Genomic DNA, 21,065 nt, shown 5'->3' with positions numbered 1-21,065 from the left:
CGGCCCGGTGGCTGCTCCCAGTACCGTCGTGGGATGCGAGACATGGTGACAGCGGACGACCTGGAACGGGCTGTTCGGGCGGCGGTCGAAGTGCTGCGGAAGGCGCCGCCCGACGCGTGGGACGGCAAGGCGGGCACGTTGGAATGGACGTGCTGGGAGACCGTCGAGCATCTGAGCGACGACCTGTTCGCCTATGCGGCCCAACTCGGCGCACGGGCCGCCGACCGGGAGGTGCCGTTCCTGTGGGAGAGCCGCCGCCCCGGCGGCCCCGCCAACGTCACCTACGCCGACCGCGACGCGGGACCCGGCGGCCTGTTGCAGGTTCTGGACGCCTGCGGCGCGATGCTGGCCGCGCTGGTGCGGACGACGCCACCTGACGTCCGCGCCCACCACGGCTTCGGGGCATCCGATCCCGCAGGCTTCGCGGCCATGGGAATCGTGGAGACGCTCGTCCACGTCCACGACGTCGCACAGGGGCTCGGCCTCGCCTGGGAACCGCCCGCCGACCTGTGCGCCAAGGTGCTGGCGCGCCTGTTCCCGGACGCCCCGCACGCCGCCGAGCCCTGGCCGGCGCTCCTCTGGTCGACCGGACGCGGCGACCTGCCCGGCCGAGCCCGCCTGACGAAATGGCGCTGGGACGGCGCGCCCCGCGTCAGCGGCGGAGGATCTTGAAGTCCTCGATGACGAGGAGCCGCTCGATCGTGGCGTCCTCGTACCAGCGCTCGTAGCCGACGAAGTCCCCGCCGCCTCCGCTCTTGGTGGTGCCGTCGGAGTCGACGTGGTCGTAGTCGGCGCGGGCGCCGAGCCATTCGAGGAGCGGGTCCACGTGGTCGTAGTAGTCGGGGTGCAGCTCCTGGCGGGCGGTCAGGGCCCAGCCGCCGCCCTCGCGGGGTTCCAGGGCGGCGAAGAGGGCGCCGCCGATCTTCCAGCCCGGGCCGCGCTGGGCGAGCTGGGGTTCGGGGGTCTGGACGACCGCGGGCTCGCCGTCGTCGTCCACGACGACCTCGGAGAAGTCGATCGGGATCGTCAGGTCCTCGGGCTGCGGGCCGAGGCCGAGGTGCCAGCGGAGTTCGGCGACCTCGGCGTCCGGCAGCTCGCGCAGGTTGATCGCCAGGAAGAAGTCGTAAATGTCGGCCACGGACCGTGACCCTAGCGGAGGTAGTGGAACGCCGGTTCGGGATGCATGAGGAAGTCGTGGTGCGAGATGTTCCAGGCGTAAGCGCCGGCCATGGCGAAGGCGATCAGGTCGCCGGGGCGCAGCGGCGGGACGGGGACGCGGCGGGCGAGGACGTCCTTCGGGGTGCAGAGCTGGCCGACCAGGGTCGCGGGTGATTCCGGGCCGTTCGCGGTGAGTACGTGGAAAGGCTGGTCGTGGCCTTTCGCCACCGGGGTCCTGAGGTGGTGCGTGCCGCCTCGGAGAATGGCGTAAGTCTCGCCTCGCGTCGTTTTCACGTCCAGGACGTCGGTGACGTACCAGCCGTGATAGGCGGTCATGGCGCGGCCGGGTTCGATGCGGAGGCGGGCGGGGATGTCGGCCAGTCCGGCGCCGTAGGCGGACCAGTCGAACCGGGTGACGGGTGAGGTGTAGTCAACGGCCATTCCGCCGCCGATGTTCAGTTCGGGATCGTCCACGCCTTGGGTTTTCAGCCAGGGGATCGCCCATTCGGCTATCTGGTGGGCGAGGTCGAGCATGGTGGACGCGTCCAGGCCGGAGGCGAGGTGGGCGTGGACGCCGCGGAGGGTGATGTGCGGGATCCCGGCGATTCGTTCGGCGCAGGCGTCGAGGGCGTCCTCGTCCATGCCGAACGGGCCGCTCATGGTGAGCGCAGCACCCGGCACTCGGAACGGGAGATTGGCTCGGAGGAGGACGTTCGCGGGACCTCGCAGCCGGTCGAGTTCCCTGGGGCTTTCCACGTGGACGCGGTCGATGCCGGCGGCGAGAGCCAGTTCTTCGTCGGTTTTCCCGGGACCGCCGAAGGCGATCCGGGCCTCCGGGAGGGTTTCGCGGACGTGGGTCAGTTCTCCGCCTGACGAGACCTCGATTCCGTCCACGTGCGGTGCGAGGGCGCGGAGGATTTCGGCGTCGGGATTGGCCTTGGCGGCGTAGAACAGCTCGGTGCCGCCGAGAGCGGCGCGGATGGATGCCACGTGGGCTTTCAGGCCGGGCAGGTCGTAGACGTAGGCAGGGTGGCGGTCGAGGCCGCGAAGGTCGTCGAGGTTCACAGCGGAAGCGGTGCGGCGAGCGGGTTGGGGGCGGGGACGTAGGCGGCGCCGCGGTCGGCCGACCGGGACCAGCGGGCGCGCAGGTTGGCCTTCGCGGGCAGCGGGACGCCGGCGAGCAGGGCCCTGACCTGCGGGTGGTGGTCGAGGGACGCGAGGTGGGTCCGGGCCGCGGCCCAGAGGTCCGGTTCGAGCGCGGGATGCAGGTCGGCGACGGCCGCCGCCGTCTCGGTGAGGTGGTTGACGAGGAGGCAGTAGACGACGCGGTTCCAGCCGTGCGCGGGGGCGTAGGTGAGGCCTTCGGCGACGCGGGCGGGCAGGTGCGACAGGTCCCAGCGGCCGGCGGTGAGCTTGGTGCCTTCCAGGTCGCGGAACGCCGCGTGCACGGGCATGCCGTCCGGGTCGACGCAGACGAGGACGTTCTGGAGGTGCGGTTCCAGGACGACGCCGTGTTCGAGGTAGGCCCGCAGTACAGGGGGAGCCACGTGGGCGACGTAGGCGTTCCACCACGCTAGGGCGCCGTCGGGAGTCGCCAGGGCCGGCAGGTCGTCCAAGAGGGTGTTGTACGGGTCGGCCAGTGCGCCCGCCAGCAGCGGCGTGCCGGGGAGGTGTTTCACGCCCTCCCGGACGATGACGCCAAGGCCCTCGTAGAGACGGCGGTCGGCGAGGGCGACGCTGCGGTAGGCGGGCTCCGCGAGAAGCGTCGCACCCAGGGACGTGAACACGCGGGGCAGTAGTTCGTTCAACGCGACGGCGCCGGACAGCTCGTACCAGGCGTTCTTGCGGACGCAGTTGGTGATGCGCACGTCCAGGCTGAACTTGCAGAACAGGTCGGCGTCCGGCAGGTACACCGTGCGGACGGACGACGTGGGCACGGCCTCGACATCGGACGGCCCCAGGTCGCGCACGAGCCCCCGCGCCAGCGCCTCCCGGAGCAGCGGATTCCCCGCCAGCAGCGAGAACTGCCACGGGTGGACAGGAAGCGTCCGGCAACCTCGCACGGACGGCCCGCCCAACGCCGCGAACGCCTCCGGATCGCCTTCCTCCGCGACGACGTCGTCCCGCACGGCCAGCCAACGCGGACGGAAGCGGGCCCTCGTCTCGGGCGCGTACCGGAGCCAGTCGGCAGGCGCCCCCTGCCGGGACTTCGGCGAAGGGTGAAAGCGGTGGCCCGCCACAAGCGACTGCTCGGATTCCAGATACCGGTCGCCCTGGGGTTCGTGGCGCGCGGCGATGATGGCGGCCAGCGCGCTGTGGCTGTCGTCGACCTGCGCCAGGAACTCCGGGTTCGGCTGTCCCGTGGCCAGTTCGAGCTCTCCGGCGACGAGGTCGGCGAGGCGGTCCCAGGAGGCGGGGATCCACGCGTCGCCGCGCCGCTCCTCGTACGGCGGCGCCAGGCGGTAGGTGGGGCCGGCCGGCGGGCGGGCGAGGCCGGTGCGCAGCACGACGCCGGCGCGCGGCAGCCGGGCGACGAGGTGCCCGCCGTCCGGCCACACCTGCTGCTCGGGCCCGCACACCTCCCGGATCAGGCAGTTGAGCAGCGCGGTGGAGGTGGCGTCGTCGGCCGTCAGGGCCCGTTCGGTCAGAAGCACGTCGCATCCCGTAGGTAGTTCGGCCCGGGCGGGCCGTAGTGCTTGTTGATGTCGGCGGCGCCGGTCCTGGCCTTGTCGACGAGGGTCCCGGCGGTGACCATGGCCTTGCCCGGCAGCGCGCCGGCGTCGAGCGTGCGCGAGCGCAGGAACGCGTCCGGCGGGCCGAGCGCCGCGTCGAGCCGGTCGCGGATCAGGGCGCGGCCGGTGCGCCAGGGCAGCAGGCCGCGCTCGGCGAGCCCGAGCGCGGGCGCCGCCGCGCACAGGTGCAGGGTGATCGTGACGAACACGCGGGCGAGCGCGCCGGGGTCGGCGGTGACCATCCGCCGGTCGACGAGGTCGCGGGGGTCGGCGCCTGGGGACGGGCCGAGCCGCTCGCGGAGCCGGGCCGGGTCGATGAGCGCCCCGTCGTTGTCCTTGACGAGCAGCCGCGGCGGACCGTCGTCCAGGACGAGTGCCACGTTCTGCTGGTGGGCTTCCAGGGCGATCCCGTAGCGGAACAGCGTGACGTTCCACGAGAAGAGCGCCGACAGGTAGGCGTCGAAGAGCGGCTCCACATCCCAGCGCTCAATGACGTGGCCCCCGTCCGGGGCCGCCGCCAACAAGGCCGCGATGGGGACGATGTGCGCGGGCGCGGTTTCCGGTGGGAAACGCCGCACGAGGTAGGCCAGGAGCGGGTTGTCGGCGTGCCCGTAGGTCTGCTCGTCGGCCAGCAGTACGGGCAGGTGCGGTTCCCGGTCGAGGACGCGCCGCAGGATGCGTTCCACCAGCGCGCCGTCCGGGAGGGTGCCGGGCACGATCGTGCGGCGGTTGCGCAGGCCGAGCGTGCTCGTCGGCAGCGGAACCTTCACGTGCTCCAGCGGCGCCGCCGCCACCGTCCGCATCGACAGCGTCGGTGCCACTTGCAGGTACGGTTCCGGCGCCATGGTGGCGGCGGGCTCGTCCCGGACCAGGCGGACGGCCAGCGGGTGGACGGGGAACAGCGCGTCCGCCGAGCGCAGCCCCACATCGTCCGGGGCGGGCCACCAGATCGGCGTCTCGCCCACCAGCGTCGCGCCGCGGACGGCGGCCCACCGCAGCGGGAACGCCGGCGCGAACTCGGGGGCGTAGCGGCTCAGGTCCGCCATGCTGAGCCCGGAACGGCAGCGGCTCGTCGGATGGACGGGATGGTCGTTGTAGGCGGCGAGGCTCTCGTAGAACGTGCCGGGGCCCGTCCTCAGCTCGTCCGGTATCCGCGCCAGGCGCCGGTGCACGGCGGGACGCGCGTCGTTGTGGAGCTTCACCGTCGCCAGGGCGTCCAGGCACTCCCGCTCGAACGCCTCGGTGTCGTCGCGGGGGTCCGCCACGTGCCGCACCAGCGCGAAGACGTCATGTAACGCCAGCTTCTGCGAGGGGTCGACGCACAGCTCGGACAGGAAGACCGGGTCGGCGTCGACCAGACGCACCGAACGGCCCGGCAGCGCGAGCGTCCGATCGTCGACGAAGCGCCGCAGCCCGCCGTAGTCCTCCCGGAGCAGGGCGTCCAGAACCCGGGCCGCCAGCGGGCCCTCGATGTCGGCATCGGTCACGTGATGGTCCAGTGGTGCGCGGAGCGGAAGCGCGCCAGCGCGGCCTCCACCTCGTCTTGCGCCGGACCGATGGCGCGGACGGTCCCCAGGTAGTCGCGGTTCGTGCGTGTGAGGGCGACGGAATCGCCTACGGCGCGCTGCGGGCGATAGGCGAGCCGTACGGTGCCGTCGTGCAGCTCTATCGGACCGGGCGCGGCCCGCAGGACTCCGGCGCGATCCGCGATGACGGCCTCCGCGACGGCATGCCCCCGCACGGACGGGGCGTCGAGAGACAACGGCTCCCCTAGGTGGATGCCCAGGATCCGCTCGAACAACGGGATGCCCAACAGGTCCGCCAGGAGGAAGTCGCAGTGGTCGCCGATGAGTCGGTAGTTCACCTCGATGATGCGGGCGCGGCCCTCGTGCACGACGAACTCGGTGTGGCACGCGCCGAACCCGACGCCCAGCGCGTCCAGCTGCGCCAGGATCTGTGGCGTCTCCGGCGGCGGGGCCGCCCATTCGAGGCGTTCCTCCACGAAGAACGGCGGCGGCGACAGCGTCGTCCGGTACGAGCCCAGCACGTGCAGCCGCCGCCCGTCCCCGAGCGTCTCCAGCGTGTGCAGCTGCCCCGGCAGGTACTCCTCGGCCACCAGCGGGTCGTTGCGGCGCGCCGCGATCTCCTCGCGCCGCATCTCCAGCTCGCGCGCGTCGTGGACGAGGAACACGTCCTCACTGGCCACGCCCTCACGCGGTTTCAGGACGAGCGGGTACGGCGCGTCCGGCGGCACATGCCAGGCGTCCGACGAGAAGACCGGGTCCAGCGCGGAGAGATGGCGGCGCATCAGCGCCTTGTTCTTCGCGCGGGTCGCGGCGCGCCAGTCCTTGCCGGGCAGCCCGAAGTAGGCGGCGGCCAAGGCGGCCGGGGCCTGCAGGAAGTCGCTGTTGGAGAAGATCCCGGCGGGCTCGCCCCCGACCCGGTCGATGATGTGCCGGAAGTCGGAGACGTCGCATTCCACGACCCGGCCGGCGACGTTCCCGTGGGCGGCGGGACGGTCGGTGAGCAGGACCACGTCCAGCCCGAGGCGCGCGGCGGCGGGCAGGAACCCGTGCGTCACCGAGTCGGTCGCCTTGCCGGCGACGACGTAGAGGGAGGCGGCCACGGTCGGCCTTTCCAGTGAGTTCGGTGAGGTAAGCCTTGCCTAACTCGCAACCGTCACCATAGTGGCGGCGCCCGGGGCCCCAGGCAAGAACGATGGCACCGCGTGTCCCGCCGCGTCCGGCGATCCGGGAGGATGGTCCGCGTGGACGCACGGATGGACCTCGTCGGGCGGTGGGCGGCGCTGGCCGGCCCGCAGACCCGGCACATCGGGGTGGAGCTGGACAGTCGCTACGGCGAGCCGCACCGCAGGTACCACACCCGCGAGCACCTCGCCGCCGTCCTCGACCTCGTGGACGAGCTGGCCGGCGAGGAGGGCGGCACGGCCGCGGAGCCCGGCACGTTCGACCCGGACACCGTCCGGCTCGCCGCCTGGTTCCACGACGCCGTCTACGACCCCGAGCGCGCCGACAACGAGGAGCGCAGCGCCCGCCTCGCCGCCCGCATGCTCGCCGACACCGACCTCCCCGCGGCGACGGTCGGCGAGGTCGTCCGGCTCGTCGAGTTGACCGCCACCCACGCGCCCGAGCCCGGCGACCGCGCCGGCCAGGTGCTGTGCGACGCCGACCTCGCGATCCTCGGCGCCGATCCCGACCGGTACGCCGCCTACGCCGCCGCCGTCCGCGAGGAGTACGCCTTCGTCCCCGAGGACCTCTTCCGCGCCGGACGCGCCGAAGTGCTCAACGGCCTCCTCGCCCTTCCCCGCCTCTTCCACACCGCCACCGCGCGCGAACGCTACGAGGAGCGGGCGCGCCGCAACATCGAGACGGAGCTGATGCTCCTCAACGCCTAACCCACGCCCAGCCCCCCGGCGGCCCGCCGCCGGACCGCCTTCCGGCGCCGCAGCCCCGCACGGGTCAGACGCAAAAGCAGCTCTTGGCAGCCGACCGCCTCCGCCCCCTGCGAGACTGCGGCCTCGTACAGCTCGGACGGCACGTCGTAGTGGTCGCGGTCGAACGCCCGCACCGGCATCCCGAGACCCGCCGCGAACGCGTGCAGCTCGTCGTACGACACGTCGCTCACCATGTGCGACCACACGCGCCCGCGCGCGGGCCACAGCGGCGGATCAATGAGGATCAAAGCGCCTCCTGGGGGACGGGGGACCGGGATCCCATACAGTGCCTGACAGTACGACATGCGAAGGGGCATGCAGGTGAACGACGTAATCCAGTACATCGAGGCCGACCGCGACCGGTTCGTCGCCGACCTCAAGGAGTGGCTCGCGATCCCGTCGGTGTCGGGCGACCCCGCCTACGCCACCGAGGTGCGGCGGTCCGCCGGATGGCTCGCGGAGTACCTGCGCGGGCAGGGGTTCCCCACCGTGGAGGTCTGGGAGACGCCCGGCCTGCCGGCCGTGTTCGCCGAATGGCCCGCCGCCGACCCGGACGCCCCGGCCGTGCTGGTCTACGGTCACCACGACGTGCAGCCGGTCGAACCGCTGGACGAGTGGGACACCGCGCCGTTCGAGCCGGTCGAGCGGGACGGGCGGCTCATCGGGCGCGGCTCGTCCGACGACAAGGGCCAGGTGTTCTTCCACACCCTCGGCATCCGCGCCGGGCTCGCCGCGTCCGGCGCCGACGCCCCGCCCGTCACCATCAGGCTGCTGGTCGAGGGCGAGGAGGAGTCCGGCTCGGTGCACTTCGCCGACCTGCTCCGGGAGCGCCGCGACCGGCTCGGCTGCGACGCCATCGTCATCAGCGACACCACCATGTGGGCCGCGGACGTCCCGTCGATGTGCACCGGCATGCGCGGCCTCACCGAGGCGGAGGTCACGCTGCGCGGGCCGTCGTCGGACCTGCACTCCGGCTCGTTCGGCGGCGCCGTCCCCAACCCGCTGCACGCCATGGCGACGATGATGGCCGCGCTGCACGACGCCGACGGCCGCGTCACCCTCCCCGGCTTCTACGACGACGTCGTCCCGCTGACCGACGAGGAACGCGCGCTGTTCGCCAAGCTCCCGTTCGACGAGGCGGAGTGGCTGCGCACCGCCGGCGAGAGCCGCGCCGCGTACGGCGAGAAGGGCTACACCACCCTCGAGCGCGTCTGGGCGCGGCCGACCGCCGAGATCAACGGCATGTGGGGCGGGCACACCGGCCCCGGCGGCAAGACGATCGTGCCGCGCGAGGCGCACGCCAAGATCTCCTTCCGGCTCGTCGCCGGCCAGGACCCCGCCAAGGTGCAGCAGGCCTTCCGGAACTGGGTCGCCGCGAACACCCCGTACGGCGTCGAGGCCGAGGTGCGGATCCCGGGCGGCGGTGTCCGGCCGTGCTTCTCGCCGATCGACTCGCCCGGCGTCAAGGCCGCGCGCCGCGCCATGGAGCGCGCGTTCGGCCGCGAGGTGCTGTTCACCCGCGAGGGCGGCAGCGGCCCCGAGGCCGACCTCGCCGACGTCCTCGAGGCGCCGCTGATCTTCGTCGCGGTCGGCCTGGACGACGACCGGATCCACGCCCCCAACGAGAAGGTCGAGATCCCGCTGCTGCTCAAGGGCGCCGAGGCCGCCGCCTACCTGTGGGAAGAACTCGCCACCGCACTCCGCTGAACCTGTCGTGCAGGACCGCGGGACCGCAGGACCGCCGGAAGAGAGGAGCCCGATGACGGTGACCGAAGGACCGCTCGAATGGCTGGCGCTCGCGCGCGGCACCCTCGACCGGGTCGCGCTGAAGCGGCGCGACGACGCGTGGCTCGCCGCCGCGTGGGCCGACCCGGGGACGCGGGTCCTGGTCGTCCAGGACGGGCGGTCGCTCGTCACCCACGAACCGGAACCGGCGCTGGTGCTCCTCGCCCCGGACCGGGCCCCGGACGGCGACCGCTGGCTGCTCGGCGTCGACGGCGACGGGACCGCCTACTTCGGCGTGCCCGGTGAGCTGCCCGCGATCGAGGGCGCCGCACCCGCCGGGCTGCGCCGCGTCGGCGCGGTGCTCCCCGACCGCGACTCCGGCCTGCTCACGCACGCCGTCGCGCTGGAGCACTGGCACCGCACCCACCGGTTCTGCCCGCGCTGCGGCGCGGAGACCCGCGTCACCGCGGCCGGGCACGTCCGGGTCTGCCCGCAGGACGGCTCGCAGCACTTCCCCCGCGTCGACCCCGCCGTGATCATGCTGGTCACCGACGCCGACGACCGGATCCTGCTGGCCCGCGGCCCGCAGTGGCCCGCCGACCGCCGCTCGATCCTCGCCGGCTTCGTCGAGCCCGGCGAGTCCCTCGAGCAGGCCGTCGCGCGGGAGGTGGAGGAGGAGGTCGGGCTGGCCGTCCGGGACGTCCGCTACCTCGGCAGCCAGCCGTGGCCGCTGCCGCAGAGCCTGATGCTCGGCTTCACCGCCACCGCCGACGGCACCGTCCCGCTGCGTCCCGACCCGGAGGAGATCCTCGACGCCGCCTGGTACACCCGCGACGAGCTGCGCGCCGCGATCGAGTCTGGGGAGATCGTCGCCCCGGGCGTCCTGTCGATCGCCGCCCAGCTCATCATGCGCTGGTACGGCGGCGAACTCCCCGGCATGCCCGCGTTCTGACGGATGCGGACCGTAGCCTGAAGGCTGCTCCCCGCGCACGCGGGGATGCGAAAGGCCCGCCGACCGCATGGTCGGCGGGCCTTCGCTCGGCTCTACTTCGCGAGTTCCGCGAGGCGACGCTTGACTTCCTTCGCGCTGGGGTTCGTGGCGGCGCTGCCGTCCGGGAAGAGGACCGTCGGGACCGTCTGGTTGCCGCCGTTGACGCTCATGACGAACTCGGCGGCCTTCGGGTCGCGCTCGATGTCGACCTCGACCATCTCGATGCCGTCGCGGGCCAGCTGGCTCTTCAGCCGCCGGCAGAACCCGCACCAGGTCGTCGTGTACATGGTGAGCTGGCCGGTCGGGCCCTCGACCCGCTCGGTCGTCGGCGTCGCCATCGGTACGTCGTCTCCCTCGTTCGTTCGTACGGTCTGTGGACCTCGCCTCCCGGAGAACACTAGATACCCCTCCCGCATTCCGCGAGCGGCGCCGCGTCCGCCACCGGCGCGGCCGTCCGTCCACAATTCGTGTGGCGGGCGGATACGGTCGAGGCGGACTGGGAGTATGGGGAGCATGGTGGCTGAGTCGGTGCTGGAGGGACTGGACCCCGAACAGCGGGCGGTCGCGGAGGCGGTGCAGGGGCCGGTGTGCGTCCTGGCGGGCGCCGGGACGGGCAAGACGCGCGCCATCACGCACCGCATCGCCTACGCCGTGCACACCGGCGTCGTGACCCCCCAGCGCGTGCTCGCGGTGACGTTCACCACCCGCGCGGCGGGGGAGCTGCGCAGCCGGCTGCGCCAGCTCGGCGCGCCCGGCGTGCAGGCCCGCACGTTCCACGCGGCGGCGCTGCGCCAGCTCAGCTACTTCTGGCCGCGGGTCGTCGGCGGCGACCCCCCGAAGATCATCGACTCGAAGATCAAGCTGGTCGCGGACGCGGCGCGGATGTGCGGGCTGTCGCTCGGCCGCACCGAGCTGCGCGACGTCGCCGGCGAGATCGAGTGGGCGAAGGTCACCCAGAACCGCCCCGAGGACTACCCCGCCGCCGTCGTGCGGGCGGCCCGCAGGCCGTCCACCGAGGTGGTGGACGTGGCGCGCGTCTACGCGATGTACGAGCAGCTGCGGCGCGAGCGCAACCTGCTCGACTTCGAGGGGATGCTGGAGCTGACCGCCGCCGTGCTCACCGAGCACCGCGAGGTCGCGGGCCAGGTCCGCGAGCAGTACCGGTACTTCGTCGTGGACGAGTTCCAGGACGTCAACCCGCTGCAGAAGATGCTGCTGGACGCCTGGCTCGGCGGCCGGCACGACCTGTGCGTCGTCGGCGACCCGAACCAGACGATCTACTCCTTCACCGGCGCCAGCCCGTCCTACCTGCTCGGCTTCACCCGCGAGCACCCGGACGCGAAGGTCGTGAAGCTCGTCCGCGACTACCGGTCGACGCCGCAGGTCGTCCGGCTGGCGAACGGGGTGATCGGGCAGGCGAAGGGCGGCCGGCACGGGCTGGAGCTGGTCGCGCAGCGCGAGAACGGCCCCGATCCGGTGTTCAACGAGTACGACGACGAGGTCGCCGAGGCCGACGACACGGCGCGGCGGGCCCGCAAGCTGATCGACGAGGGCGTCCCGGCCCGCGAGATCGCGATCCTGTTCCGGATCAACGCCCAGTCGGAGACCTACGAGTCGGCGCTCGCGGCGGCCGGCGTCCCCTACGTGCTGCGCGGCGCGGAGCGGTTCTTCGAGCGGCCCGAGGTGCGCGAGGCGGTCGTCCGGCTGCGCGGCGCGGCACGGGCCGGCGCGGACGCCGAGACCGACGGGACGGGCCTGATCATGACGGTCCGGCACGTGCTGTCCGGCGCGGGGTTCTCCGACCAGCCGCCGGAGGGCGCGGGCGCGGCCCGCGCGCGCTGGGAGTCCCTCGCCGCGCTGGCGCAGCTCGCCGAGGACATGGCGGCCGACGACCCGAAGGCGGGCCTGCCCGAGTTCGTCGCCGAGCTGGAGGAGCGGGCCGCGGCGCAGCACGCGCCGCCGCTGGAGGGCGTCACGCTGGCCTCGCTGCACGCCGCCAAGGGCCTGGAATGGGACGCGGTGTTCCTCGTGGGCCTGGCCGAGGGCACGCTGCCGATCATCTACGCCAAGACGCCCGAGCAGGTCGAGGAGGAACGCCGGCTTCTCTACGTCGGCATCACGCGCGCGCGCGTCCACCTGGGGCTGTCGTGGGCGCTGGCGCGCTCGCCGGGCGGGTCGCAGCTGCGCCGCCCGTCCCGGTTCCTCGACGGCCTGACCGACAAGACCACCACGCACATGCCCGCGCGCGTCGACCGCGCCAAGCGCCGCGCCAGCAAGGGCCCGCAGCCGTGCCGGGTGTGCGGGCGGCCGCTCACCGCCGCCGTCGAGCGCAAGCTCGGCCGCTGCGAGGACTGCCCGTCCGAGCTGAACGAGGAGCTGTTCATCGCGCTGAAGGACTGGCGCGCCGAGATGGCGGCGGAGCAGCGGATCCCGGCCTACGTGGTGTTCACGGACGCGACGCTGCAGGCGATCGCCGAGCACTGCCCCGAGTCGGTGGAGGAGCTCGCCCGCATCCCCGGCGTGGGCCGGGTCAAGCTCGACCGCTACGGCGAGGCCGTGCTGAAGCTGTGCGGGGTCTGAGGCCGCCGCGCCGGCGGCCTCGGCGGAGGGTGTGGCGCAGGGGTGAGAGCCCTGTCACATGGGACGATACGGAAGACTGGCGGTCGTGAGCGAATCCCTGAAGGCACTGCTGGACCTGCTGGACCTCGAGCAGATCGAGAACGACATCTTCCGCGGCCGCAGCCCCGAAGAGCGCAGGCAGCGTGTCTTCGGCGGGCAGGTGGCCGGGCAGGCGCTCGTCGCCGCCGGGCGCACCGTTCCGGTGAACCGCCCGGTGCACTCGCTGCACGCCTACTTCATCCGGCCCGGCGACCCCCTCGTCCCGATCGTCTACACCGTCGACCGGGTCCGCGACGGCCGGTCCTTCACCACCCGCCGCGTCAGCGCCATCCAGCACGGCAAGGCGATCTTCACGCTGTCGGCGTCGTTCCAGGTCGTCGAGGACGGCCCGGCCCACCACGCGCCGATGCCCGACGCCCCCGACCCCGAGACGCTGCCGGACTCGCTGGCCCGGTTCACCCCGCTGTTCGGCGAGGCCGGCGCCCGCGCCTTCGTCGAGCGGCGGCCGTTCGACGTGCGGCACGCGACGCCGCTGACCTGGGAGGCGGCCAAGGACCCGGCGCTGGCCACGCCGGAGTCGGTGGTGTGGCTGAAGGTCATCGGGGACCTGCCCGACGACCCGCTGCTGCACGTGTGCCTGATGACCTACGCCTCGGACATGACGCTGCTCGACACCGTCCTGCTCAACCACGGGCTGGCCTGGGGCGACAAGCGGACGATGGGCGCCAGCCTGGACCACGCGATGTGGTTCCACCGGCCGTTCCGCGCCGACGACTGGCTGCTGTACTACCAGGACACCCCGTTCGCGGGCGGCGCCCGCGGGCTGGCCCGCGGCCAGGTGTTCACCCGTTCCGGGGAGCTGGTGGTGTCGGTGATGCAGGAGGGGCTCGTCCGCGTGTCCGACTCCGGCCGGGAGCGGTGACGGGACGCGCCGCGCCCCGTATGCGATGATCGTCTTGTAAGGCGCTCCCGGGAGTTTCGACGCCGCGCGAGCGGCGCCGGTTCCCGGGAACGAGGGTGAAGTCACCCACGAAACCGCAGGTCAAAAATATCTTGATTGCTTCGGCGGGATGCCCGTACGCTCGTCGCGAGCAATCAACCGGCCGACCGGTGTGGATCTTGGATCCGCCGGCCCCGGCCCGAGGAGCCAGAGAGGTGGTGTCAGTCCGGTGACCAACACGTCGATGAAATCGCTGTCGTCCTGGACCGCGGCATGCCCCGGCGCCTCGAACACGTATTCCGTCTCGAGCTTCCGGACCCCGCTCGGCGTGAAGCCCGGCGGCCCGGCGCGTCTCGGCGTCGCCCCGTCGGCCAATGCGGCCGGCCGGAGGCTCCACGTCGACGGCACCCGTCTGCGCGATCTACGTGATCTGCGCATCGAGCAGCGAATCCAGGACGAGCAGGGGCGGAGTGTCTTCGCATCCGAAGGCATGACCTCCCAGGCTCCGGCCACGGCCCACATGGGCGCCACCCCGCAGGGTGGCGTGTCGGGTCCGTACCCCTGGAGGCGACCGGTCTAGCAAGACACCGGCAAGCCCCCAGGCCGCGGATCCCGACACCGGATCCGCGGCCTTCTCTTTTGCCCGGACGACCCAACCGACACGCCCGTTGAGATCCAACGAGAGGAACAAGGGTGACTGTGATGCAGGGGGCTCTCGCGATCAGCGAGGAGGACCTCACTCTGCCGTGCCGGACCGACCCCGAGCTGTTCTTCGCCGAGGCGCCCGCCGACGTCGAGCTCGCCAAGGCGCTGTGCCTGGAGTGCCCGCTCCGCAAGGAGTGCCTCGCCGGCGCCCTCGAGCGCAAGGAGCCGTGGGGCGTCTGGGGCGGCGAGCTGTTCGTCCGCGGCGTGATCGTCGCGCGCAAGCGGCCCCGCGGCCGCCCGCGCAAGCACCCGCTCCCGGACGAGGCGGCGGTGTGAGGCCCTGATGCCGACCGCACCGACGATCAGCCGGATCGAACCCGCAGGCGCGGTCCCCGCGCGGGGACCGCGCCCGCGGGCGGCGAGGGAGAACGAGATGACGTTGCTCAGCCAGGACCTGTTCCGGGAGCGAATACCCGTGGCGGTGCCCGACGAGCTGGCCGCCCGCGTGCGCGCGCTGAGGCGCGCGCGCCGGGAGGCGCGGACGAGGGCGTCGCGGGTGCGGCGCGTGCTGCTGGCGCCGACCGCGTCCCGCGACACCGACGCGCACGTGTCGAAGCAGCACCGATGATCCACTGATGAAGCACCGATGGACCACTCCCGGTCCGCCGGTCGCAGGCCGTCCGCCCGCCGCTTCTTGGATGGTTTCGGCGGGCGCCACCTGAAATCCAGGGCGCGCCTCCCGGTGGACACCGGTGCGTCCGGTGACCCACTCGCCGGACGCACCGCAACGGGCCCCGCCCGCGCCTCATCAGCGCGGGCGGGGCCCGTTTCGTCGTCCTCGCGGTGGATCTACGGAGTTCTACGGGGTGACGAGCTCGCCGTCCTCGTCGTCGGCGAAGCCGGGCACCCACTTCAGCGACTCGGCGCGGGCCGGGATCTCGCACTCCAGCTGGCACAGCACCCCGGTGCCGGCCGACAGCACCCGGTGGATGATCACGTACTCGGGCGGCAGGTTGAGCTGCCGGACGACGTTGGTCGGCCGCAGGTCGGTGACGCGGGCGGCCATGTCGCGCAGCCACTCGCGGTTGAACTTGAAGGTCTCGGTGACGAACGGCTCGGTGATCGGGGCGAGGAACGCCTGCAGCTCCTCCGCGTCGACCTCCACGCCCTCGCGGATGAAGTCCTCGTCGCGCAGCGCGTCCTCGATCTCGTCGATGTCGGCCATCGTGCCGATCCGCAGCAGCAGCCCGAGCCGCCGCTGGAAGCCGCCGGGGATGCGGTCGACCGCGCCGAAGTCCAGGACGCCGAGCCGGCCGTCGTCCAGCAGCCGGAAGTTGCCGGGGTGCGGGTCGCCGTGCAGCATCCCGGACCGCTTCGGCCCCGACAGCAGGAACCGGCAGTACAGCAGCGCCGCGTGGTTCCGGGTCTCCTGGTCGCCGTCGCTGATGATCTTCGACAGCGGGGTGCCGTCCATCCACTCGGTGACGAGCACGTCGCCGGACTGGGCGATCACTTCGGGCACGTAGAAGTCGGGGTCGTCGAGGTAGGCGTCCCGGATGATCGTCTGGGACTCGGCCTCGATGGTGTAGTCGAGCTCCTCGACCACCCGCTCCTTCAGCTCGGCCAGCATCGACTTGACGTCCAGGCCCGGCATCAGCACGCCGAACAGCCGGCCGAGCCGGGCGAGCTGGTTGAAGTCGCTGATCAGCGCCTTGCCGGCGCCCGGGTACTGCACCTTCACCGCGACCGGGCGGCCGTCGGCCCACACGCCGCGGTGCACCTGCCCGATGGACGCGGCGGCGGCCGGCCTGTCGTCGAACGACGCGAAGTTGTCGCGCCAGTCCTCGCCGAGCGCCTCGGCGAGGACCTTGTGCACGGTCGACGCGGGCAGCGGGGGAGCGGCCTCCTGCAGCCGGGTGAGGGTGGCGCGGTACGGGCCGGCGATCTCCGGCGGCAGCGCCGCCTCGAAGATCGACAGCATCTGGCCGAGCTTCATCGCGCCGCCCTTGAGCTCGCCGAGCACCTTGAACAGCTGCTCGGCGGTGCGCGTCTGGATCTCCATGGCGACGGCCTCGGCGGGCCGGCCGATGGTCCGCTTCCCGATGCCGAGGGCGGTGCGCCCCGCGAAGCCGAGGGGGAGGGACGCCAGCTTTGCTGACCGCGTCACCGCGCGGCGGGGAAGATCGCTCACGCGGACCATTGTCCGTGATCGGCTGTCGTTCGCGCCACAACGACCGGGCAGCAAATCCGCGAGCCCGGCGGGGCGAACCGCCGTGACCTGCGGACCCTTGGTAAGTGTGCGCTTTCTCACGCAGGTCGCACGGCCGGACACGGCCCGCCCGGGACGCCGGCGGGGGGCGCGTGCGCGCGCCGCGGGCGCCGCACGGTACGGTGCGGAGCCATGTCCGGAGAACAGTCCGCTCCGCTGCGGGTCGAGCGCCGCCCCGACGGCGTCGCCGTCCTGACGCTGAACGACCCCGGCCGCCGCAACGCGATGTCCGACGAGATGACCGCCGCCTACAAGGAGGCCGTCGCGGACCTGCGCGGCGACACCGGGCTGCGCTGCGTCGTGCTCACCGGGGCCGGCACCGCGTTCAGCTCCGGCGGCGACCTCTCCTGGCTCGCCGACACCAACTCCGTCGCCGTCCCCCCGCTGCGCGACCGGATGCTGGAGTTCTACCGGACGTGGCTGACGATCCGGAGCCTCGAAGTCCCCACGATCGCCGCCGTCAACGGGCACGCCGTCGGCGCCGGGCTGTGCCTCGCCCTCGCCTGCGACCTGCGCTACGCCGCCGAGGACGCCAAGCTGCTCGCCCCGTTCACCGCGCTCGGCCTGCACCCCGGCATGGCCGCCACCTGGCTGTTCCCCGAGGTCGCCGGGCTGCCGCTGGCCCGCGAGATGCTGCTGGCCGGACGCGTCCTCACCGGCGCCGAGGCCGAGCGGCACGGCCTGGTCAACCGGGCCTTCCCGCGCGCGGACGTGCTGGGGGAGACATTGCAGATCGCCGAAAGGATCGCCGCCAACGCGCCCATCGCGACCCGCCTCACCAAGGTCGCCCTCGCGGACGGCGGGCACGCCGACATGGACGCCGCACTGCGCTGGGAATCGCTCGCGCAACCCGTCACCATGGCGTCGCAGGATATGAACGAGGGACTGACCGCCCAGCGGGAGAAGCGCGCCCCGCGCTTCACCGGCACTTGAACAGCTTGTGGAAAGTACCTGAGAGTCGAGCAAAAGATGGGCTCTGACCTGGGCTGACGTCAAACACCCCCTGTGGAGGACGCAAAATTTTGGGTACGGTTGCGCCGTGCCCCCTAACGTTGAGGTCCGCCGCAGCACCAGGCGCCGTCGGACCGTGTCCGCCTACCGCGACGGGGACAAGGTGGTGGTGATGGTGCCCTCCAGGCTCAGCAAGGCCGAAGAGGAACAGTGGATCGCCACCATCCTGGAACGGCTGGAGGAGCGCGAACGCCGCCGCCGCCCTTCCGACGCCGCCCTCCAGTCGCGCGCCCACGAGCTGTCCCGCCGCTACCTGGCCGGCCGCGCCGACCCGGTCAGCGTCCGCTGGGTCGCCAACCAGCGCACCCGCTGGGGCTCCTGCACCCCCGACGACGGCACGATCCGGCTGTCGACCCGGCTGCGGGGCATGCCGTCCTGGGTCGTCGACTACGTGCTGGTGCACGAGCTGGCGCACCTGCTGATCCCCGGGCACGGCGCCGACTTCTGGCAGCTCGTCGGCAACTACCCCAAGGCCGACCGGGCCCGCGGCTACCTGGAGGGCGTCGCCGCCGCCGCGCACCTGCCGATGGAGGCGGACGCGCCCGACGAGGAGCCCGTCCACGACGACGGCATGCACCACGGCGACGGCCTGCACGGCGAGGAGTTCCCGCACGAGGTCGCCGGGTGACCCTGCCCGGCAACCCGCCCGCCGCACAGATCACGGGCCGCTGCGCCGCGGTCCTGCCGTTCGACCCGTCCGGCCCGTCCGCCGCTCCCCCCGGGGTGGACGACGCCGAGTTCCGGCTGGCCATGCTCGAGGACGTCTACGAGGTCGCCGCCGGCCTGGAGTTCGTGGCGGCCGCGCTCGCCGTCGACCCGGACGGCCCGCCGGACGCCGAGACGATCACCTGGCCGGGCACCCCGATCGTCCGCGAACCCGCCCCCGCCGCCGCCTTCGCCGCCCTGCACGCGCTCGGCGCCGAGGAGGCCGCGCTGATCGCGCCGGACGCCCCCGACCTGCCGCCGCTGCTGATCGGCAAGCTGTTCCGCGCCCTCGGCAGCGCCCCCGCCGCCGCCTGCCAGGACACCGGCGGCCGCGGCCTGGTCGCGCTCGCCGCCCGGCTCCCCCTGCCCGGCTGGCTCGCCACCGCGCTCGACGACCTCTCCGCCGCGCCCGACTCCTCCGGTCGCGCCTCTTCCGGTCACGGTGCCGCCGCCCTCGACGTTCCGGACGCCCTGGCCCGGCTGCGCGCCGCCGCGCCCCGTCCCGGCCTCGTCCCGCAGGGCCCCGCCTGGCACCGCATCCGCACCCCCGGCGACCTGCGCCTTCTCGACCCCGGCCTGGAAGGCTGGGAGAACACCCGCGCGCTCCTCGAAGGCTCCCCGCTCCACTAGCCGCCGATCGCGCGGCCGACGAGGCGGCGCAGGGCGTCGTCGGAGTCCGCCGGAAGATCGTCCACGGGGAACCAGGCCAGGTCGTCCGACTCGTCCGACACCACCGGCCGGGCCCCGCCGGGGGCGATCACGACGTACTGGACGTCCAGGTGCCAGGTCCCCCGCGGGTGGCAGCGCACCCGGTGCCGGTCCAGCTGGACCGGCCCGGGCAGCGGCCGCAGGCCCGGGATGCCGGACTCCTCCGTCGCCTCCCGCAGCGCCGCGCCGGCCAGCGTCGCGTCCCCGGGCTCGCAGTGCCCGCCGAGCTGCAGCCACGCCTTGATCTTGGAGTGCAGCGTCAGCAGCACCCGGGACCGGGACGCGTCGAGCACCGCCGTGCTGGCGGTGATGTGCGCCTCGGCGCACTCGCGCCACATCCCGTCCGCCGGATGCTCCGCCAGGTGCGCCAGGAACTCCCGCCGTAGCCGCTCCTGATCCGCATCGGGCGCCCGCCACGACGACAGGACCTCGAAGGCGTCGGCGTGGAGCGGGGCCGTCGCGGACGGAGCGGTCACGTGCGGTTGGCGCGGGCGTAGGGCGAGCTGGCCGGATGCCGGCGCCGCCGCTCCTGGTCGACGGGCCGCTGCCAGCACAGGCTCTCCCGCGCGACCCGCCGCCGGATCACGTTCGTGGACGAGCCCGGCTCGTACCGGCAGCCGTTCACCCGCGACGCGTGCGGGACGCGCGTCCCGCTCACGACCGCGGCCCCGCGTCGTCCGGCCCCGCGCCGCCCGCGCCGGGGTCGTCGTCCGGCTTGTCGTCCGGCTTGTCGTCGGGCTTCCCGCCCGCCTCGGCGGAGCCCGCAGAACCCTTGGAGCCCTCGGAGCCCTCGGAGCCTTCGGAGGCGTCCTCCTCGGCGGCCGTGGTCAGGTTGGTCAGGTCGAGGTCGGACAGCCCCTCGATCTCCCGGCCGTGCACGAAGCCGTCCGGGTCGTCGAGGTCGTCGGCCGTCGGCAGCAGGTCGGGGTGCTCCCAGACCGCGTCGCGGCCCTGCGTGCCGCGCACCTCGGTCAGCCTGCGCCACAGCGCCGCCGCCTCGCGCAGCCGGCGCGGCCGCAGCTCCAGGCCGACGAGCGTGGCGAACGTCCGCTCGGCCGGGCCGCCGGTCGCGCGCCGCCGCCGCACCGCCTCGGCCAGCTTCACCGAGTTCGGCAGCCGGCCCTCGGCGACCTCGTTGACGACGGTGTCGACCCAGCCCTCGACCAGCGCGAGCGTGGTCTCCAGCCGGGCCAGCGCCGCCTTCTGCCGGGGCGTCTCCTCCGGCTGCAGCTGGATCTCGCCGCCCAGCGCCTCCTGGAGCGCCTCCGGGTTGCTCAGGTCGAGCCCCTGCACGGCCTGCTCGATGCCCGACAGGTCCACGGTGATGCCCCGCGCGTACTCCTCGACGGCGCCGAGCAGGTGCGCGCGCAGCCACGGCACGTGCGCGAACAGCCGCTGGTGCGCGGCCTCCCGCAGCGCCAGGTACAGCCGGACCTCGTCCTCGGAGACCTCCAGGCCCGCGCCGAACGCCTCGACGCCCGCGGGCAGCAGCGCGCCGACGCCGTCGGGCGCCAGCGGCAGGCCCACGTCCGCCGAGCCGGTCACCTCGCGGGCCAGCGCGCCGAGCGCCTGCCCCGCCTGGCCGCCGACCATCGCGCCGGCCATCTGCTTGACCATCCCGATCAGCGGGCCGGCCATCGCCTGCATCTCGGCGGGCATCTCGCCGCCGCCGAGCGCGCCGCCCATCGACTCGACCATGCGGGACGCGATCGGGTCGCAGACCTTCGCCCACACCGGGAGCGTCTGCTCGATCCACTCCGACCGGCTCCACGCCTTCGGCGCCCGGATGCCGGCGGGCAGCGTCGTGCCCGCGTCCAGCCACAGGTCGGCCAGCCGCAGCGCCTCCTCGACCTGGCGCCGCTCGGTGTCCACGACCGACGGGTCGCCCTGCTCGACCACCTGGTGGCGGGCGATGTTCTTGGCCAGGTCCCAGTTGAGCGGCCCGCCGGGCGCGCCGCCCTGCCCCTGCGCGCCGATCATGTCCGCGAACCGGTGCAGCATGTCGGCGAACTGCGCCATGTCGCCGCCCATGCCCTTGAATGGATCCTGGGGACGGTCGTCGTCTCCGTCGCCGGGACGGTTGAAGCCGAAGGGAGTGTCACTCATCG

At 73.3% G+C, this 21,065-nt stretch carries 23 protein-coding genes; 12 read left to right on the top strand and 11 right to left on the bottom strand.

Annotated features, from left to right (window positions below; translation table 11 throughout):
- Positions 1 to 42: 42 nt before the first annotated feature.
- Positions 43 to 672, top strand: coding sequence for a DinB family protein (locus tag ACA514_RS10730; protein ID WP_375040901.1), 630 nt, complete (start codon positions 43 to 45; stop codon positions 670 to 672).
- Here ACA514_RS10730 and ACA514_RS10725 read toward each other — a convergent pair.
- The 5 genes from ACA514_RS10725 to ACA514_RS10705 are packed head-to-tail and all read right to left on the bottom strand — an operon-like array spanning position 653 to position 6,516.
- Positions 653 to 1,138, bottom strand: coding sequence for a hypothetical protein (locus tag ACA514_RS10725; RefSeq protein ID WP_375040900.1), 486 nt, complete (start codon positions 1,136 to 1,138; stop codon positions 653 to 655). The genes ACA514_RS10730 and ACA514_RS10725 overlap by 20 nt on opposite strands.
- Positions 1,139 to 1,149: 11 nt before the next feature.
- Positions 1,150 to 2,223 (bottom strand): alanine racemase, encoded by a 1,074-nt coding sequence (locus ACA514_RS10720; RefSeq protein WP_375040899.1) that lies wholly within the window; start codon positions 2,221 to 2,223, stop codon positions 1,150 to 1,152.
- Positions 2,220 to 3,812, bottom strand: a complete 1,593-nt coding sequence (locus tag ACA514_RS10715; protein ID WP_375040898.1) for an IucA/IucC family protein — start codon at positions 3,810 to 3,812, stop codon at positions 2,220 to 2,222. The genes ACA514_RS10720 and ACA514_RS10715 overlap by 4 nt, the downstream gene beginning before the upstream one ends.
- Positions 3,803 to 5,377, bottom strand: coding sequence for an IucA/IucC family protein (locus ACA514_RS10710; RefSeq protein ID WP_375040897.1), 1,575 nt, complete (start codon positions 5,375 to 5,377; stop codon positions 3,803 to 3,805). Before ACA514_RS10710 ends, ACA514_RS10715 begins: the two co-directional genes overlap by 10 nt.
- The gene (locus ACA514_RS10705) at positions 5,374 to 6,516 is read right to left on the bottom strand and encodes an ATP-grasp domain-containing protein (protein WP_375040896.1); all 1,143 of its coding nucleotides are present in this window, start codon (positions 6,514 to 6,516) and stop codon (positions 5,374 to 5,376) included. Before ACA514_RS10705 ends, ACA514_RS10710 begins: the two co-directional genes overlap by 4 nt.
- A gap of 132 nt (positions 6,517 to 6,648) precedes the next feature.
- Between ACA514_RS10705 and ACA514_RS10700 the strand changes: the two genes are divergently transcribed.
- The gene (locus ACA514_RS10700) at positions 6,649 to 7,305 is read left to right on the top strand and encodes an HD domain-containing protein (protein WP_375040895.1); all 657 of its coding nucleotides are present in this window, start codon (positions 6,649 to 6,651) and stop codon (positions 7,303 to 7,305) included.
- Here the strand turns inward: ACA514_RS10700 and ACA514_RS10695 are convergent.
- Positions 7,302 to 7,592, bottom strand: a complete 291-nt coding sequence (locus ACA514_RS10695; RefSeq protein ID WP_375040894.1) for a DUF4031 domain-containing protein — start codon at positions 7,590 to 7,592, stop codon at positions 7,302 to 7,304. The two genes, ACA514_RS10700 and ACA514_RS10695, sit on opposite strands and share 4 nt — an antisense overlap.
- 73 nt (positions 7,593 to 7,665) lie before the next feature.
- Between ACA514_RS10695 and ACA514_RS10690 the strand changes: the two genes are divergently transcribed.
- Positions 7,666 to 9,051 carry a dipeptidase gene (locus tag ACA514_RS10690; protein WP_375040893.1) on the top strand — a complete coding sequence of 462 codons (1,386 nt, stop codon included), beginning with the start codon at positions 7,666 to 7,668 and terminating at the stop codon, positions 9,049 to 9,051.
- A 52-nt stretch (positions 9,052 to 9,103) separates the two neighbouring features.
- Positions 9,104 to 10,021, top strand: a complete 918-nt coding sequence (nudC, locus tag ACA514_RS10685) for an NAD(+) diphosphatase (protein WP_375040892.1) — start codon at positions 9,104 to 9,106, stop codon at positions 10,019 to 10,021.
- A 92-nt stretch (positions 10,022 to 10,113) separates the two neighbouring features.
- Here the strand turns inward: nudC and ACA514_RS10680 are convergent, their stop codons facing one another.
- On the bottom strand, positions 10,114 to 10,398 hold the full coding sequence (locus ACA514_RS10680) for a mycoredoxin (RefSeq protein ID WP_375040891.1): 285 nt from the start codon (positions 10,396 to 10,398) through the stop codon (positions 10,114 to 10,116).
- Between the two features lie 175 nt (positions 10,399 to 10,573).
- Here ACA514_RS10680 and ACA514_RS10675 point away from each other — a divergent pair, with 175 nt between their 5' ends.
- The 5 genes from ACA514_RS10675 to ACA514_RS10655 all read left to right on the top strand — a co-directional run bounded on the left by ACA514_RS10675 (position 10,574) and on the right by ACA514_RS10655 (position 14,892).
- Positions 10,574 to 12,640 (top strand): ATP-dependent DNA helicase UvrD2, encoded by a 2,067-nt coding sequence (locus ACA514_RS10675; protein ID WP_375040890.1) that lies wholly within the window; start codon positions 10,574 to 10,576, stop codon positions 12,638 to 12,640.
- Positions 12,641 to 12,725: 85 nt separating this feature from the next.
- Positions 12,726 to 13,601: an acyl-CoA thioesterase II gene (gene tesB, locus ACA514_RS10670; protein ID WP_375040889.1), complete on the top strand. Its 876-nt coding sequence runs from the start codon at positions 12,726 to 12,728 to the stop codon at positions 13,599 to 13,601.
- 247 nt (positions 13,602 to 13,848) lie between these two features.
- Positions 13,849 to 14,199: a hypothetical protein gene (locus tag ACA514_RS10665; protein ID WP_375040888.1), complete on the top strand. Its 351-nt coding sequence runs from the start codon at positions 13,849 to 13,851 to the stop codon at positions 14,197 to 14,199.
- A 122-nt stretch (positions 14,200 to 14,321) separates the two neighbouring features.
- Positions 14,322 to 14,600, top strand: a complete 279-nt coding sequence (locus tag ACA514_RS10660) for a WhiB family transcriptional regulator (protein ID WP_173099222.1) — start codon at positions 14,322 to 14,324, stop codon at positions 14,598 to 14,600.
- A 97-nt stretch (positions 14,601 to 14,697) separates the two neighbouring features.
- Complete coding sequence (locus ACA514_RS10655; RefSeq protein ID WP_375040887.1) at positions 14,698 to 14,892, top strand: hypothetical protein; 195 nt, start codon at positions 14,698 to 14,700, stop codon at positions 14,890 to 14,892.
- Positions 14,893 to 15,123: 231 nt separating this feature from the next.
- On the opposite strand, the gene ACA514_RS10650 is transcribed toward ACA514_RS10655, so the two are convergent.
- A complete protein-coding gene (locus ACA514_RS10650; RefSeq protein WP_375040886.1) occupies positions 15,124 to 16,455 on the bottom strand; it encodes an ABC1 kinase family protein in 1,332 nt (443 codons plus the stop codon).
- A gap of 210 nt (positions 16,456 to 16,665) precedes the next feature.
- On the opposite strand from ACA514_RS10650, the gene ACA514_RS10645 reads away from it, so the two are divergent.
- From ACA514_RS10645 to ACA514_RS10635, 3 genes are all read left to right on the top strand, one after another.
- Positions 16,666 to 17,466, top strand: a complete 801-nt coding sequence (locus ACA514_RS10645) for an enoyl-CoA hydratase/isomerase family protein (protein ID WP_375040885.1) — start codon at positions 16,666 to 16,668, stop codon at positions 17,464 to 17,466.
- Positions 17,467 to 17,572: 106 nt separating this feature from the next.
- Positions 17,573 to 18,172: a M48 family metallopeptidase gene (locus ACA514_RS10640; protein WP_375040884.1), complete on the top strand. Its 600-nt coding sequence runs from the start codon at positions 17,573 to 17,575 to the stop codon at positions 18,170 to 18,172.
- Positions 18,169 to 18,879, top strand: coding sequence for a hypothetical protein (locus ACA514_RS10635; protein ID WP_375040883.1), 711 nt, complete (start codon positions 18,169 to 18,171; stop codon positions 18,877 to 18,879). Before ACA514_RS10640 ends, ACA514_RS10635 begins: the two co-directional genes overlap by 4 nt.
- On the opposite strand, the gene ACA514_RS10630 is transcribed toward ACA514_RS10635, so the two are convergent.
- The 3 genes from ACA514_RS10630 to ACA514_RS10620 are packed head-to-tail and all read right to left on the bottom strand — an operon-like array spanning position 18,876 to position 21,063.
- Entirely contained in the window at positions 18,876 to 19,433 is a 558-nt protein-coding gene (locus ACA514_RS10630; protein ID WP_375040882.1) for an NUDIX hydrolase, read from the bottom strand. The two genes, ACA514_RS10635 and ACA514_RS10630, sit on opposite strands and share 4 nt — an antisense overlap.
- On the bottom strand, positions 19,430 to 19,615 hold the full coding sequence (locus ACA514_RS10625; protein ID WP_190852697.1) for a hypothetical protein: 186 nt from the start codon (positions 19,613 to 19,615) through the stop codon (positions 19,430 to 19,432). Before ACA514_RS10625 ends, ACA514_RS10630 begins: the two co-directional genes overlap by 4 nt.
- The gene (locus ACA514_RS10620; RefSeq protein WP_375040881.1) at positions 19,612 to 21,063 is read right to left on the bottom strand and encodes a zinc-dependent metalloprotease; all 1,452 of its coding nucleotides are present in this window, start codon (positions 21,061 to 21,063) and stop codon (positions 19,612 to 19,614) included. Before ACA514_RS10620 ends, ACA514_RS10625 begins: the two co-directional genes overlap by 4 nt.
- Between the last annotated feature and the right edge of the window lie 2 nt (positions 21,064 to 21,065).

The organism is Actinomadura sp. NTSP31, from assembly GCF_041951385.1.
In the GTDB taxonomy this organism is placed as follows: domain Bacteria; phylum Actinomycetota; class Actinomycetes; order Streptosporangiales; family Streptosporangiaceae; genus Spirillospora; species Spirillospora napierensis.
This window is presented reverse-complemented; position numbering and strand designations above follow the sequence as displayed.

What these genes read in the sequence shown, in the direction of transcription:
- ACA514_RS10645 (WP_375040885.1), top strand. Translation starts at nt 16,666, where the DNA reads ATGTCCGGAGAACAGTCCGCTCCGCTGCGGGTCGAGCGCCGCCCCGAC.
- ACA514_RS10680 (WP_375040891.1), bottom strand. Translation starts at nt 10,398, where the DNA reads ATGGCGACGCCGACGACCGAGCGGGTCGAGGGCCCGACCGGCCAGCTC.
- ACA514_RS10620 (WP_375040881.1), bottom strand. Translation starts at nt 21,063, where the DNA reads ATGAGTGACACTCCCTTCGGCTTCAACCGTCCCGGCGACGGAGACGAC.
- ACA514_RS10675 (WP_375040890.1), top strand. Translation starts at nt 10,574, where the DNA reads ATGGTGGCTGAGTCGGTGCTGGAGGGACTGGACCCCGAACAGCGGGCG.
- ACA514_RS10700 (WP_375040895.1), top strand. Translation starts at nt 6,649, where the DNA reads ATGGTCCGCGTGGACGCACGGATGGACCTCGTCGGGCGGTGGGCGGCG.
- ACA514_RS10655 (WP_375040887.1), top strand. Translation starts at nt 14,698, where the DNA reads ATGACGTTGCTCAGCCAGGACCTGTTCCGGGAGCGAATACCCGTGGCG.
- ACA514_RS10730 (WP_375040901.1), top strand. Translation starts at nt 43, where the DNA reads ATGGTGACAGCGGACGACCTGGAACGGGCTGTTCGGGCGGCGGTCGAA.
- ACA514_RS10660 (WP_173099222.1), top strand. Translation starts at nt 14,322, where the DNA reads ATGCAGGGGGCTCTCGCGATCAGCGAGGAGGACCTCACTCTGCCGTGC.
- nudC (WP_375040892.1), top strand. Translation starts at nt 9,104, where the DNA reads ATGACGGTGACCGAAGGACCGCTCGAATGGCTGGCGCTCGCGCGCGGC.